General features: G+C 61.0%; 14 protein-coding genes. 5 read left to right on the top strand and 9 right to left on the bottom strand.

The annotated features are described in order from the left end of the window. Positions 1–15 precede the first annotated feature (15 nt). The 3 genes from UB48_RS09530 to UB48_RS09520 all read right to left on the bottom strand — a co-directional run bounded on the left by UB48_RS09530 (position 16) and on the right by UB48_RS09520 (position 2,415). Entirely contained in the window at positions 16–1,599 is a 1,584-nt protein-coding gene (locus UB48_RS09530; RefSeq protein ID WP_010223431.1) for a peptide chain release factor 3, read from the bottom strand. Between the two features lie 105 nt (positions 1,600–1,704). Further along, the gene (locus tag UB48_RS09525; protein WP_045196258.1) at positions 1,705–2,034 is read right to left on the bottom strand and encodes an XRE family transcriptional regulator; all 330 of its coding nucleotides are present in this window, start codon (positions 2,032–2,034) and stop codon (positions 1,705–1,707) included. Positions 2,035–2,085: 51 nt separating this feature from the next. Then, a complete protein-coding gene (locus UB48_RS09520) occupies positions 2,086–2,415 on the bottom strand; it encodes a type II toxin-antitoxin system RelE/ParE family toxin (RefSeq protein WP_275559377.1) in 330 nt (109 codons plus the stop codon). Between the two features lie 407 nt (positions 2,416–2,822). Between UB48_RS09520 and UB48_RS09515 the strand changes: the two genes are divergently transcribed. Genes UB48_RS09515 through UB48_RS09500 form a run of 4 tightly spaced genes read left to right on the top strand, consistent with a single transcriptional unit; the run spans position 2,823 to position 6,232 of the window. Continuing rightward, positions 2,823–3,509 (top strand): ABC transporter permease, encoded by a 687-nt coding sequence (locus UB48_RS09515; protein ID WP_176794347.1) that lies wholly within the window; start codon positions 2,823–2,825, stop codon positions 3,507–3,509. Between the two features lie 14 nt (positions 3,510–3,523). Continuing rightward, entirely contained in the window at positions 3,524–4,432 is a 909-nt protein-coding gene (locus UB48_RS09510; protein WP_045196254.1) for a glycine betaine ABC transporter substrate-binding protein, read from the top strand. A gap of 1 nt (position 4,433) precedes the next feature. Further along, positions 4,434–5,081 (top strand): ABC transporter permease, encoded by a 648-nt coding sequence (locus UB48_RS09505; RefSeq protein WP_045196252.1) that lies wholly within the window; start codon positions 4,434–4,436, stop codon positions 5,079–5,081. Continuing rightward, positions 5,078–6,232, top strand: coding sequence for a betaine/proline/choline family ABC transporter ATP-binding protein (locus UB48_RS09500; protein ID WP_045196250.1), 1,155 nt, complete (start codon positions 5,078–5,080; stop codon positions 6,230–6,232). The genes UB48_RS09505 and UB48_RS09500 overlap by 4 nt, the downstream gene beginning before the upstream one ends. A 96-nt stretch (positions 6,233–6,328) precedes the next feature. Here UB48_RS09500 and UB48_RS09495 read toward each other — a convergent pair whose 3' ends face one another. From UB48_RS09495 to UB48_RS09485, 3 genes are all read right to left on the bottom strand, one after another. After that, entirely contained in the window at positions 6,329–8,767 is a 2,439-nt protein-coding gene (locus UB48_RS09495; RefSeq protein WP_045196248.1) for a TonB-dependent receptor, read from the bottom strand. Positions 8,768–8,875: 108 nt separating this feature from the next. Continuing rightward, positions 8,876–9,850 (bottom strand): FecR family protein, encoded by a 975-nt coding sequence (locus UB48_RS09490; protein WP_045196246.1) that lies wholly within the window; start codon positions 9,848–9,850, stop codon positions 8,876–8,878. Between the two features lie 17 nt (positions 9,851–9,867). Then, the gene (locus UB48_RS09485; protein WP_045196243.1) at positions 9,868–10,356 is read right to left on the bottom strand and encodes an RNA polymerase sigma factor; all 489 of its coding nucleotides are present in this window, start codon (positions 10,354–10,356) and stop codon (positions 9,868–9,870) included. Positions 10,357–11,004: 648 nt separating this feature from the next. On the opposite strand from UB48_RS09485, the gene UB48_RS09480 reads away from it, so the two are divergent. Further along, a complete protein-coding gene (locus UB48_RS09480; protein ID WP_036993923.1) occupies positions 11,005–12,168 on the top strand; it encodes a type III PLP-dependent enzyme in 1,164 nt (387 codons plus the stop codon). Positions 12,169–12,252: 84 nt separating this feature from the next. On the opposite strand, the gene UB48_RS09475 is transcribed toward UB48_RS09480, so the two are convergent. Genes UB48_RS09475 through UB48_RS09465 form a run of 3 tightly spaced genes read right to left on the bottom strand, consistent with a single transcriptional unit; the run spans position 12,253 to position 14,286 of the window. Beyond that, on the bottom strand, positions 12,253–12,813 hold the full coding sequence (locus UB48_RS09475) for a hypothetical protein (protein WP_156160184.1): 561 nt from the start codon (positions 12,811–12,813) through the stop codon (positions 12,253–12,255). 30 nt (positions 12,814–12,843) lie between these two features. Further along, on the bottom strand, positions 12,844–13,602 hold the full coding sequence (locus UB48_RS09470) for a tetratricopeptide repeat protein (RefSeq protein ID WP_045196238.1): 759 nt from the start codon (positions 13,600–13,602) through the stop codon (positions 12,844–12,846). Positions 13,603–13,605: 3 nt separating this feature from the next. After that, entirely contained in the window at positions 13,606–14,286 is a 681-nt protein-coding gene (locus tag UB48_RS09465; RefSeq protein WP_045196236.1) for a Fe2+-dependent dioxygenase, read from the bottom strand. Positions 14,287–14,393 lie beyond the last annotated feature (107 nt).

Raw genomic sequence — 14,393 nt, 5'->3', positions numbered from 1 at the left:
GGCGGGGTCGGGCAATCAATGATGCTCGCGGGTAGCGCGGAACTTCACATCCGGCCAGCGCTCTTCCATCAGCGCCAGGTTGACCCGGGTCGGGGCCAGGTAGGTCAGGTGACCACCGCCGTCGATGGCCAGGTTCTCCACGGCCTTGTTCTTGAATTCCTCAAGCTTCTTCTTGTCGTCGCAGCTGATCCAGCGCGCCGACCAGACGGTGATCGGCTCGTAGGCACACTCGACCTTGTACTCTTCCTTCAGGCGGCTGGCGACCACATCGAACTGCAGCACACCGACGGCGCCGAGGATGATGTCGTTGCTGCGCTCGGGGAAGAACACCTGGGTCGCGCCTTCTTCGGCCAGCTGCTGCAGGCCCTGGCGCAGTTGCTTGGACTTGAGCGGGTCTTTCAGGCGCACGCGGCGGAACAGCTCCGGGGCGAAGTGCGGAATACCGGTGAAACCCAGGGCCTCGCCTTCGGTGAAGGTGTCACCGATCTGGATCGTGCCGTGGTTGTGCAAGCCAATGATGTCGCCGGCCCAGGCCTCTTCCAGTTGCTCACGCTCGGAGGAGAAGAAGGTCAGCGCATCGCCGATACGCAGGTCCTTGCCGGTACGCACATGGCGCATCTTCATGCCTTTTTCGTAACGACCGGAGCAGATACGCATGAAGGCGATACGGTCGCGGTGCTTGGGGTCCATGTTCGCCTGGATCTTGAACACGAAACCGCTGAACTTCTCTTCGGTCGGCTCGACGGCGCGCTCGTTGGCCTCGCGCGGCAGCGGGCGTGGCGCCCAGTCGACGACGGCATCGAGCACATGGTCGACACCGAAGTTGCCCAGCGCGGTACCGAAGAACACCGGGGTCAGCTCGCCGCGCATGAACTCGCCCTGGTCGAATTCGTGGCAGGCGCCCTGTACCAGTTCCAGCTGCTCGAGGAAGCGCTCGTATTCGTCGCCCAGGTGGGCACGGGCCTCATCGGAGTCGAGCTTCTCGATGATCTTCACCTCGGTGCGCTCGTGGCCGTGGCCCGGGGTGTAGACAATGATGTAGTCGCCGGCCAGGTGATACACGCCCTTGAAGTCGCGGTAGCAACCGATCGGCCAGGTGATCGGCGCCGCCTTGATCTTCAATACCGCTTCGATTTCGTCGAGCAGTTCGATCGGGTCGCGGATGTCACGGTCGAGTTTGTTGATGAAGCTGACGATCGGCGTGTCGCGCAGCCGGCAGACATCCATCAGGGCGATGGTCCGCGGCTCGACGCCCTTACCGCCGTCGAGCACCATCAGCGCCGAGTCGACGGCGGTCAGGGTGCGGTAGGTATCTTCCGAGAAGTCTTCGTGGCCCGGGGTGTCGAGCAGGTTGATCATGTGCTCGCGATAGGGGAACTGCATCACCGAGGTGGTGATGGAGATACCACGCTGCTTCTCCATTTCCATCCAGTCGGAGGTGGCATGGCGGTCGGACTTTCGCGATTTCACCGTACCGGCAACGGCAATCGCCTTGCCCATCAGCAACAGCTTCTCGGTGATGGTGGTCTTACCCGCATCGGGGTGGGAAATAATGGCGAAGGTGCGGCGTTTCGCGACTTCGGCGGCCTGGTTGGTCATGGGAAATCGCCTGGCAGGTGATTCAAAAAGGGCCAGTATCATACCCGAAGTCGAACGGGGACCAAAGCCTGAGGCCTCCGCCTGTCGCGCGAAACGAAGTGTAGGCTACTTGTGTCCAGGCAAATTTTCAGTGAAGCCCTCAAGAGTGACAGCCCCGCGGTCTGGCATGTGTGCAACCAGCTCGAGTGTTCCACCCATTGCCTCGACATAGCTACGCAGAGTCGAGATCAACATATCGCTACGTTTTTCAATCTTGGAAATATTCGCCTGACCTACCTCCAGCCGCTTGGACATTCCTTCCTGAGTCAACTCCAGCTGTTTGCGCAACGCCTGCAGGGTCATTTCCTCGCGGATCAACTCACGCCCGCGTTGTTCGACACGCGCCCTTCGTTCGGGCGCAAGGCTGTTGATGACATCATCAAGTGTTTTGGACATGCTCCTCACCTCCTGACAGATACCTGTCGAAGCGCTCATCGGCGCGCCGAATCAAATTTCGATAAAACCGTTTCTGGCTGACTCCAGCCTTGTCACCGCAACCAGGATAACGGCGCGACGCTTGGGGTCGAATGCAAAAGCCACCCGCCAGACGCCATTCATAGCTTCAAACCGCAACTCCTTCATATTGGGGTGTCGAGATCCGTTCAATGTATCCACTCGCGGACGCCCAAGGGCGGGTCCACAGCTTTCCAGCAACCTAAGCTGGCCGAGCAATTCGTCCTGAACCTTTTCATGCAGACCCTCGAAATCAGCAAGAAACTCAGCACAGAACCCAATTGACCATGGCAATAAAATACCTCCAGAGGAATATTCCCTCAAGCGACTATCATGAACTTTTCCACTGCAATGCTGAGCTTCATGACGGACGGCCTGATAGCAGGCGCTTCAATGACACCAGGAAGGAAATGCCCGGTTTTTTCGTGCGAAGTTCCTCGTGTTTCAGGGATTAACGCTGGCCAAATGCCGCTTCAGATGGGAACCTTTACGGCTGTGGAGGCGTCCACTGCCCTGATACGCAATCGGTCATGACCGTTCGTCAGGGTTGGTTTCACCGGCACTACGAGCCTGACGAGGCTTCGCTTATGGCGTGTTCCGCTCCGTTTCCGGACAACGCGCTGCTTATCGCGATCACACTGCCTGCCGCCTGGAATGGTGGCCGCCACGGGAGTGTGTTCGCCGACAACAAAAGGAGTCCGCCTGTGGCTAAAAGCTATGGCAAGGGGCTGATGGGATGTGCCTTCGTGCTCGTCATCCTGGCCCTGCTGATCCACTGGATCGGCATCGATACGATCGCGCACTACCGCGCCGATCTGTGGTTCTACCTGCAAGCGCACCTGATGCTGGTGTTGCTGTCGATGGTGGCGGCGTTAGCCGTGGGCATACCCGCCGGGATTGCCTTGAGTCGACCGCACCGGGTCGACCGCGCCGAACGCTTCATGCAGTTTTTCAACATTGGCAACACCATCCCCCCTCTGGCCGTTCTGGCCATTGCCCTGAGTTTCCTGGGCATTGGCGCCGGTCCTGCGATCTTCGCGCTGTTCCTCGCTTCCCTCCTGCCAATCGTGCGCAACACTTACGAAGGCCTGAAAAACGTACCCGCCTCGCTCAAGGAAGCCGCCACCGGCATCGGCATGACCCCGGGCCAGACCCTCTGGCGGGTCGAGTTGCCCAACGCCGTGCCGATCATCGTCGGCGGTGTGCGGGTGGCCCTGGCGATCAACGTCGGTACCGCACCGCTGTCGTTCCTGATCGGCGCCAACAGCCTGGGCAGCCTGATTTTTCCCGGCATTGCCCTGAACAATCAGCCGCAACTGCTGCTTGGCGCTGCCTGCACCGCCCTGCTCGCCCTGCTGCTCGACGCCCTGGTGGCGCAGTCCAGCCGCCGTTGGCTTGAACGCGGCCTGGCCCACTAAGCGAAGGAACTGTCATGAAAAGAATCGCCTTGTTGTTGGGCGCGGCCCTGCTGTTCGCAGGATTTGCCCAGGCCGCGAACAAACCTGTGATCCGCCTCGGTGCGCGGGTCTTCACCGAGCAAACGGTACTGGCTGAAATCACCGCCCAGTACCTCAACCAGCATGGTTTTGACGTGCGCATCACCGGCGGCCTGGGCAGCAACCTGGCCCGCAGCGCCCACGAAACCGGGCAGCTGGACATGGTCTGGGAATACACCGGTGTCTCGCTGGTGTCCTACAACCATATCGACGAACGCATGCCCAGCGCAGCGGCCACCTACGCCAGGGTCAAGGAGCTGGATGCGCAAAAAGACCTGATCTGGCTGACACCGTCGAAGTTCAGCAACACCTACGCCCTGGCCCTGCCGCGCAAGGTTGCCGACCAATACCCGCAGGTCAACAGCATCAGTGAGCTGAACCAGGTGCTGCGTGACGAGAAGGACCGCACCCACGTGGTGGCCCTGGACACCGAGTTTGCCAACCGTCCCGACGGCTTGGTGGGCCTGACCGAAACCTACGACCTGCAACTGACCCGCCGCGACATCCGCCAGATGGACGCCGGCCTGGTCTACACCGCGCTGCGCAACGGCCAGGTGTTCAGTGGCCTGGTGTACACCACCGACGGGCGCCTGAGCGCCTTCGACCTCAAGCTGCTGGAAGACGACAAGCACTACTTCCCCGACTACACCGCAGCCCCGGTAGTGCGCAAGGCCGTGCTCGACGCCAACCCGCAACTGGCCAGCCTGCTCAAACCGCTGGCCGAGCAACTCGACGACGAGACCATGCGCCAGCTCAACGCCAAGGTCGATGTCGAACACCAGAGCCCGGGCAAAGTCGCCGCCGAGTACCTGCGCCAGCACCCACCTGCACAGGAGCAGCCATAACATGCTCGATACCTTTACCCACCTCGACTGGGCCCAGGTACTGCACCTGACCTGGCAGCACATCACCCTGGTCGGCATCGCCGTCAGCCTGGCGATTGTCTTCGGCGTGCCGCTGGGCATCCTCATGACCCGCTTCCCGGCCCTCGCCGGCCCCCTGCAGGCCAGCGCCACGGTGCTGCTGACCATCCCCTCGATCGCCCTGTTCGGCCTGTTGCTGCCGTTCTACTCCAAGTTCGGCCAGGGCCTGGGGCCGCTGCCGGCAATCACTGCGGTGTTCCTCTATTCGCTGTTGCCGATCCTGCGCAACACCTACCTGGCCCTGACCAATGTCGAACCGGGTATTCGTGAAGCCGCCCGCGGCATCGGCATGACCTTCGGCCAGCGCCTGCGCATGGTCGAGCTGCCCATCGCCGTGCCGGTGATCCTCGCCGGCGTACGCACCGCCGTGGTCATGAACATCGGCGTCATGACCATCGCCGCAACCATCGGCGCCGGTGGCCTGGGCGTGCTCATCCTCACCTCCATCAGCCGCAGCGACATGTCGATGCTGCTGGTCGGCGCGGTGCTGGTGAGCCTCCTGGCCATCTTCGCCGACCTGCTCCTGCAAGCCCTGCAACGCTCCCTGACTCCAAAAGGACTGCGCCCATGATCGAACTTCAGAACCTCAGCAAGACCTTCCACGCCAACGGCAAAGACGTCAAAGCCGTCGACTCGGTCAGCCTGACCGTCAACGAAGGCGAGATCTGCGTGTTCCTCGGCCCCTCCGGTTGCGGCAAGAGCACCACGCTGAAAATGATCAACCGCTTGATTGCGCCGACCTCCGGCAAGGTGCTGATCAACGGCGAAGACACCACCGGCCTTGATGAAGTGACCCTGCGCCGGCGCATCGGCTACGTGATCCAGCAGATCGGTCTGTTCCCCAACATGACCATCGAGGAGAACATCACCGTGGTCCCGCGCCTGCTCGGCTGGGACAAGCAAAAATGCCACGAGCGCGCCCGCGAGTTGATGAGCATGATCAAGCTCGAGCCCAAGCAATACCTGCAACGCTACCCGCGTGAGTTGTCCGGTGGCCAGCAACAGCGTATCGGCGTGATCCGCGCCCTGGCCGCCGAAGCGCCGTTGCTGCTGATGGACGAGCCGTTCGGTGCGGTCGACCCGATCAACCGCGAGATGATCCAGAACGAGTTCTTCGAGATGCAGCGGGCGCTGAACAAGACCGTGATCATGGTCAGCCACGACATCGACGAGGCGATCAAGCTGGGTGACAAGATTGCGATTTTCCGTGCCGGCAAGCTGATCCAGATCGACCACCCGGACACCCTGCTGGCGCACCCTGCCGACGACTTCGTCAGCAACTTCGTTGGCCAGGACAGCACCCTCAAGCGCCTGTTGCTGGTGCGTGCCGAAGACGCCGCCGACAACGCGCCGTCGGTCAGCCCGCAAACGCCAGTGGCCGACGCCCTGGAGCTGATGGACGAACATGATCGCCGCTACGTGGTGGTCACCGATGGGCAGAACAAGGCCATGGGTTACGTGCGTCGTCGCGACCTGCATCGCCAGCAAGGCAGCTGCGTTGATTTTCTGCGCACCTTCAACGCCACCGCCTCGCACGATGAGCACCTGCGCATCCTGTTGTCGCGGATGTATGAGTTCAATCGCTCGTGGCTGCCGGTGCTGGACGCCGAGCAGGTGTTCCTCGGCGAGGTGACCCAGGAATCGATCGCCGCTTACCTGAGCTCGGGGCGGTCGCGGGGGGGCAAGACCAGCATTGTGTCGCCGGCTGAAGCGGTCGCGTAACGCTGAAAAGCATCGCGGGGCAAGTCGGGTCGCCGCACCGCCGCTCCTACATGTGGGAGCATCGCGGGGCGACCCGACTTGCCCCGCGATCAGGCCTCAGAAACCTACACTGGCCTGCACATAGAAGGTGCGCGGCTCGCCCAGGTAGATCCCCGAGTTGTTGTCGCTGGAGCGGGTGTAGTACTGCTTGTCGAAGATGTTCTTCACCCCGGCCGCGAGCTTGAGGTTCGACAGCTCCTTGCCGAAGTCATAACCACCGCGCGCCGCCCAGGTCACGTAACCAGGAATGTCGCCGTACTGGCCATCGGCACTCGGTTCGGTGATGTAATTGCCGTTAAAGCTGCCGTCGGCATTCATGCCGGTGCCCGGTGCGCGTTGTTTCGATTGAGCGTAGGCATCGAGGTTCCAGGTCCAGCGATTGATCTCATAGCGCAGCCCGGCATTGACGATTTGCCGCGAATAAAACGGCAAGTCACGGCCCTTGAAGCCGGGGATCTCGCCTTCATAGGTGGCCCGGGTGTAGGTGAACCCGGCATTGGCACTCAGGCCCTGCAGACGCGGGTCGAGCCCTGACAGGTCGTAGTGCATGGAGGCTTCGATACCCTGGTGCTTGGTGGCGCCAAGGTTGGTCCAGCCGATGTCGTTGCTGATGTACTGCAACTCGTCATCGAAGTCGATGTAGAACGCGGTCAGCTCACCACCCCAGGTACCGTTGTTGTAGCGGGTGCCGACTTCATAGGTCTTGGCTTTCTCGGCCTGCAGGCCGTTGGCGGTCTGGTCGCCACTGCCACCCTGGCCGAGCTGGAAGTACTGCAGGCTGCCGAACGAGGTCTCGTAGTTGGCGAACAGCTTCCATTCATCCGACAGGTGATACATCACGCTCAGCGCCGGTAGCGGCTCGTTGCTGGTCACGCTGCGGTTCTTTTCCTGCACCGGCACGCCGTTGGTACCACGCACCGGGCGCTCATGCCAGTCGGTGTTGATGTGCTCGAAACGGATCCCCGGGGTGATGGTCCAGTTGCCGACATCGATCTTGTCATCGATGTAGTAGGCGCTGGCTTCGGTGCCACCGGTGCGGTCCTGGAAGACATGGCCGTCGGAGCCCGGGGTCACGGTCGGGACATTGTTGATCAGCGCCAGGCGGGTCGACTGTTCGTGCATCGCTTCTTTCAGGTAGCGGTAACCAACGCTGACTTCCTGAGTGGTCGGGCCTGCGAAGAAGATCCGCGACAGCCGCGGCTCGATGGCGAAGGTGTGGTAGCTGCGCGGGTACGACGACAGGGTCTTCTGGTCACGGGCAGCGATGCTGCTGCCGCGGAAGCTGTCGGTGTAGTAGGTCTGCACTTCGAACTGGGTGACGTCGTCGATCTGGCGCAGGTACTTGAACGACACGTCCTTGCGCCGGCCGCTGAAGGTGTCGTAGTCGCGGTCGGACTGGTACGGATCATCGTCGAACTGGGCCTGGGTCAGGCCACCGGGCATGTCGGCCTTGGCGTCGTAGTAATGAAAGTTGAGCCAGAATTCGTCACTGTCGGTCACCGCCCAATGGGTCTTGAGCAACACGTCATCGATATCGTTGTCGTTGTTGCTGCTGCGATAACCGTTGCCGTTGACCCCGGAGTACAGCAGCGCCGCACCCAGGCCATTGTCGGCAGTGCCGCCGAGGAAGGCCGATTCGATGTGCTTCCAGCCGCCATGGCGGGAGGTTTCCATCGTCGTCGACAACTCGCCGGTGGCTTTCTCGGGAATGGCCCGGGTGACGAAGTTGATCACCCCGCCGACGTTCTGCGGGCCGTAGCGCACCGACCCAGCACCGCGCACCACGTCGATGCTGTCGAGGTTGCCGGACGAGATCGGCGCCATTGACAGTTGTGGCTGGCCGTAAGGCGCAAAGGCTGCCGGAATGCCATCGATCAATACCGTGGAGCGTGGCGACAGCCGTGAGGTCAGGCCGCGCACACCAACGTTCAGGGCGATGTCGCTGCCGCCGGTACCGTTGGAGTCCTGCACCTGCACACCCGGCACGCCGCGCAGCACATCGCGTACGTTCAAGGCGCCCTGCTCGATCATCGCCTCGCGGCGCACCACGGTACGCGCACCGGGATGGTTGTGGACCACGGTTTCTTCGGCGCTGCCCAGCCAGTCACCGACGACTTTGACGTCGGTGGGTGCCAGCTCGAGGCTGCCGGTGGTCAGGGTGCCGGCGCTTTGCGCCGGGTGCAGGACCACGGTGCCCTGAGAAATTTCATAAGTCAGGCCGCTGCCCTCAAGCAACGCCCGCAGCGCCTCTTCCGGTTGCAGGTTGCCGGAGACCGCTGGTGCCTGCTTGCCGGCCACCAGCTCGGGGCTGAAGAACAGTTGCAGCGACGTCTGCTGGCCCAGTTGGCTCAAGGCCGAAGCCAGCGGTTGGGCCTGGATCTGGATGCTGGCTGGTGCCGGGGCGGCATAAGTGCTGGCGATACCGCCACTGACAGCCAGTGCCAGGGCCAGGGGCAACCAGCGGGAAGAACGCGGGGAAACGTTGTTGTTGTTCACGTCGTCGAGAGGTCCTGAGGGTCCATATAAATGTCAATGCCATGCAAATGGAAATGCTTGGCAGTTGCAGTTGGCCAGGAAGACGAACAACTGGAAAAAAACCTGAATTTATTTTGCGATTATTTCGCGGGAGCCGTCGGCATGGGCCTTGATCGCCACCGGCAGGATGCTCGGCAGCGCCCGCAGCAAGGCGTCGGTGTCGTCGGCGTTGAAGGTACTGCTCAGGCGCAGCGCGGCAATTTTGCCGGGGGCGACACGCAGGGGCTGCTGGCGGTAGCGCGAGACTTCCTTGACCACCTCGCTGAGCGGCGCGTCGTTGAACACCAGCTTGCCCTTGCGCCAGGCGGTCACAGCTGCGGTATCTACCGCATAGGGAGCCGTCACCTGGCCGCGAGCATCGATATGCGCCCCCAGGCCTGCGCTCAGCAAAGCCTTGGAAGCATCGCGACCTTCAACCCGCACCGAGCCGTTTTCGACCGCCACACGGGTTTGCTCCGGGTCCTGGCGCACATCGAAACGAGTGCCGGTCACGGTTACCGTGCCGTTGTCGGTGCTGACCACAAAGGGCCGCGCGCTGTCGTGGGCGACGCTGAACATCACCTCGCCCTGGCGCAACTGGATATGCCGCTGACCGGCGCTGAATTGCACGACCAGTTGCGTACGACCGTTGACCTCCAGCTGTGAGCCATCCGGCAGGTCGAGTTGGCGCCGCTCGCCCAGGGCGGTTTGCAGCTGGCCCTGGTAATTAAGTTGATGCTGCTGCCAGCCAAACCAGCCCAACCCCAGCGCCAGGGTCGCGACGCCGGCCGCCAGCGCCTGGCGAACAAAGCGTCGACGCGGCAACTGGCTGAGCGGATCGGCCTGGCACAGCGCTTCGAGACGCGCACGCGGCACCTGCCCGGCTGCGCCCCAGAGCGTGCCCAGCAGATCGAATTCAGCTTGATGCTGCGAGTGCTCGGCCAGCCAGCGCTGCAACTCGCCCTGTTGCGCCGGCGCCAGCGCGCCATCGCGGCTGCGGGCAAACCACTGGGCTGCCTGCTCGCGCACGGTCTCGTTGCCGCACGGGCACGCCTGCTGATTCATGAAAACATTCGCCTGACTCATCTCGTCGACACATCCAGGTGCTCACGCAGATGCCGGAGCGTGCGGATCATATACTTTTCGACCATGTTCTTGGTCAAGCCCATGCGCTCGGCGATCTCGGCCTGGGTCAGGCCTTCGAGCTTCTGCCAGATGAACACCCGCCGGCAGTTGAGCGGCAGTTCGGCCAAGGCCCGTTCGACGCTGTCGGCCAGCTCCACAGCATTCATGTAGGCCTCGGGATCGCCGCTGGCGTCGATGCCCGGCTCGAACGCGTCCTGCTCCAGGGCCTGGCGGCGGTCTTCACGGCGGTAACCGTCCACGGCAATGTTGCGTGCGGTCTGGTGCAAATAGGCGCGCGGTTGTTCGACCCCCGCCTGGTCATTTTCCAGTACCCGCACAAACGCATCATGCGCCAGGTCCTCGGCCTGCTGACGACTGCGCAATTTGCGCGTCCAGGTGCCGATCAGCTCATGGTAGTGGTCGAGAAAGCCTTTGTGTCGCGACACGATGCACAGCTCTTCGCAGGCGATGAGGAATGGCGCGAATAGTAATGTTTCTTATTAAGGCCGGCAATCGAAGATCACCGCTGCCGACGAAGCGTGCGAGCGGAAAAAAAATCACGAAAATGTGTGTAGATAATCGGCTGCCAGAGCGGAAAAAAATATGAACGGCCAGCCTTCGATTCATGGTTACGCCGTCACCTCATTGCGCGCCAAAGTTACCGCCTTTTCCCGTACTTTCGCCACCAACTTTGACTATTGCATCCATTTGCGTGTTCTACGATAGATCCCGGCGTATACCGGTATTTTTAACGCTTTTGTCATCAAATTGAACATCTACTGTTTACCTGGGTCGGTTAGAAAGTGGCTGGCCAACCCCGGGCGACGGACGCGTGCAAAAACGCGACATTTTTTGTTGATCTCGAGCCCCTCAGGTCCTAAAGTTCGCGCCGAACGTCCATGCTGGAAACGATCCATCCGGCTCAAGTACTGACGACGAGACAGCAAGGTCACCCGTAGCTCGCTTCATCACGCACGGTTGACCTTTTTGCTTTCGGCGACATGCCTTGGGAAGTAGGCGAACCAAAGTGGGGATACGGAGGACGTTCAGTTGCAGCCACTTATTTTTTCAGTTTGCCCATGGAGTCCCTAAGCATGTCGATTCAGGTCGAAGACTACTTCGCGCGCGATACCTTCCAGAAAATGAAGGCCTTCGCCGACAAGCAAGAAACCCCGTTCGTGCTCATCGACACGCAGATGATCAGCCAGGCCTACGACGACCTGCGCGCCGGTTTCGAATTCGCCAAGGTCTACTACGCGGTCAAGGCCAACCCGGCCGTTGAGATCATCGACCTGCTCAAGGAAAAAGGCTCGAGCTTCGACATCGCCTCGATCTACGAGCTGGACAAAGTGATGGGCCGCGGTGTCAGCGCCGATCGCATCAGCTACGGCAACACCATCAAGAAGTCCAAGGACATCCGCTACTTCTACGAGAAGGGCGTGCGCCTGTACGCCACCGACTCCGAAGCCGACCTGCGCAACATCGCCAAGGCCGCCCCGGGCTCGAAAGTCTACGTACGCATCCTCACCGAAGGCTCGACCACCGCCGACTGGCCACTGTCGCGCAAGTTCGGCTGCCAGACCGACATGGCCATGGACCTGTTGATCCTCGCCCGCGACCTGGGCCTGGTGCCTTACGGCGTGTCGTTCCATGTGGGCTCGCAACAGCGCGACATCAGCGTCTGGGATGCAGCCATCGCCAAAGTGAAGGTGATCTTCGAGCGCCTGAAAGAAGAAGACGGCATCGAGCTCAAGCTGATCAACATGGGTGGCGGCTTCCCGGCCAACTACATCACCCGCACCAACAGCCTGGAAACCTACGCCGAGGAAATCATCCGCTTCCTCAAGGAAGACTTCGGTGACGACCTGCCAGAAATCATCCTCGAGCCAGGCCGTTCGCTGATCGCCAACGCCGGCATCCTGGTCAGTGAAGTAGTGCTGGTGGCGCGTAAATCGCGTACCGCCGTCGAGCGCTGGGTGTACACCGATGTCGGCAAGTTCTCCGGCCTGATCGAAACCATGGACGAGTCGATCAAGTTCCCGATCTGGACCGAGAAGAAAGGCGAGATGGAAGAAGTAGTGATCGCCGGCCCCACCTGCGACAGCGCCGACATCATGTACGAGCACTACAAGTACGGCCTGCCGCTGAACCTGGCGATCGGTGACCGTCTGTACTGGCTGTCGACCGGCGCCTACACCACCAGCTACAGCGCGGTGGAATTCAACGGCTTCCCGCCGCTGAAAGCCTACTACCTGTAACACAAAAAAACCGGGGGCATCATTGCCCCCGGGCTCCCTTGGTCATCATCTGCGTGATCAGGGCTATCAATGCGTGAGCACGGTCTACAGGACTTCCTTAATCCTGACCGCGAAGCTCAATGGCGCACCTTCATATGCATTCAAATACCTGTCGCCATCCCGATTCCTGTCGTAGCTCTTTATCTCGTGACCCTCATAGTCACGCAGGATGAAGTGGCGTTCATGCTGACCGTACCACTCTGCGTGCGGCTGAACTTTCCAGAAGAAGGTAATTTCATTTTTACCGTACAAGCCGAGATAGCCCCCACTACTTCTGCCCAGCTTCTTTCCCAGGTAACCATCGACCCTGGATGCGCAGGTAATGTCGTAATGAATCCGGTCACCTTGATCTTCAACGAACTGAAAATGAAAATCGATCGGCCGTACCCGCAGCCCATGCCCCACTATCTGTAGCCAGCCACTTTCTGCAAAATCAAATTCGGTACGTTGTGCACTGATGCCAACCTGTCCTGAACGGCCGGATTTGGTTGAATACAGGGTAGCGATAAACGATTTATCAACAAGATCCACCATTCTCAAGTCCTTTAAAATATCGGGCAGGCACATTGAGCTTGGGCGTTCCGTCGTGAGCAGGGCAGGCTGCATTGATTCCCTGGAAAGTCGTCGAAGGCTTTGCTAAGGGTGAAGTTGCATGAACGTCAGCCGTTGCTCATAGGCTCGCAGGACAGGCAGCAAGCGCTCATCCTGAACCTGCCGCAGGGTGCAGACGCTACTGCGCAGGAAATTCAGATTGCCGCCTCGCAGCGCGGTGTCGAACCAGACTAATGCTGCATCAAGCTGATTGCTCTCGACCAACACCGTGGCATAGCTGAATTGCCCGCGAAAATCACCCGCCTCGGCAGAGCGGCGATACCATTCTTGCGCCTGGCCAACGTCCCGCTCACAGGCCAGTCCCTGCTCCAGATAACGCCCATAAAGGTTCATCGACTTGGCATGGCCCAGGTGTGCGGCCTGTCGATAGCAGAGCAATGCCAAGGGATGGTTCTGAGCCACCCCACGGCCAGTAGCCAGCAAGTTGGCGTAGTTGTACAGGCCCCAGTCCAGCCCCATTTCAGCAGCCTGGCAATAGGCCCTGGCCGCAGCCGACACATCAGCCCCTCCTCCCCAGCCATGCTCCTGGCAGCGCCCGAGCATGTTGTGCGCCATAGCGCTGCCACGGCTGGCGGCAATCGCGAACCAGCGCCGGGCCAGAACCGGGTCTTTCTCGATGCCGCGACCGTCAAGAAGGATCTGCCCAAGCAGCACCTGCGCCTCGACAATGTCCTGCCCGGCTGCAGCCAGCAGTGCCTGGGCCGCCTTGGCCGGGCTGTGTTCGAGCATCTGGGCGAACTGTTCGCTGTCCAGCTCCTGGCGATTGCGCAAGGCGAAGGTCATGGCTCAGACCTCGACCCAGCGGCGCAACAGGTTGTGGTAGGTGCCGGTCAACTGGATCAGCGCCGGGTGATCCGGCACATCGGCGCCCAGTTGCTGGATGGCGTTATCCATCTCGTACAGCAGCGCGCGCTGGCTGTCTTCGCGCACCAGGCTCTGGGTCCAGAAGAACGCCGCGTAACGCGCGCCGCGGGTCACCGGGTTGACCTTGTGCAGGCTGGTGCCTGGATACAGCACCAGGTCCCCTGCCGCCAGCTTCACCTGCTGTACGCCAAAAGTATCCTGAATCACCAGCTCACCACCGTCGTAGTCCTCGGGATTGCTCAAAAACAGTGTCGAGGACAGATCGGTGCGCACCCGCTCGTGGCTTCCACGGGGCTGGCGCAGGGCGTTGTCGATATGAAAGCCAAAATTGCCGCCTTCGCGATAGCAGTTGATCAGCGGCGGGAACACCTTGTGCGGCAAAGCCGCCGACATGAATTGCGGGTGCTGCCACAGGCGTTCGATCAGCGCCGTACCGATTTCCTTGGCCAGTGGATGGCCTTCGGGCAGCTGCAGGTTGTGCTTGGCCTTGACCGACTGGTAGCCCGCGGTGATCTTGCCATCGGCCCATTCAGTCTGCTCCAGCGCCTGGCGAATACGCTGGACCTCCTCGGTGGAAAACAGGCCGGAAATATGTAGCAGCATGGCGCGGGCACCTGAAGGTGAAAGACGTCAATGGTATTGATTCCCATTGACTCTCTACAAGCCCTTTCCGCAGGTGGGACGTTTCAGCACGGAAAAACCGCCAGTCA

It is taken from the genome of Pseudomonas sp. 2(2015) (assembly GCF_000955865.1).
Taxonomy (GTDB): Bacteria; Pseudomonadota; Gammaproteobacteria; order Pseudomonadales; family Pseudomonadaceae; genus Aquipseudomonas.
Note: the sequence above shows the minus strand (reverse complement) of the source record. Positions and strands in the feature narration are given on the sequence as shown.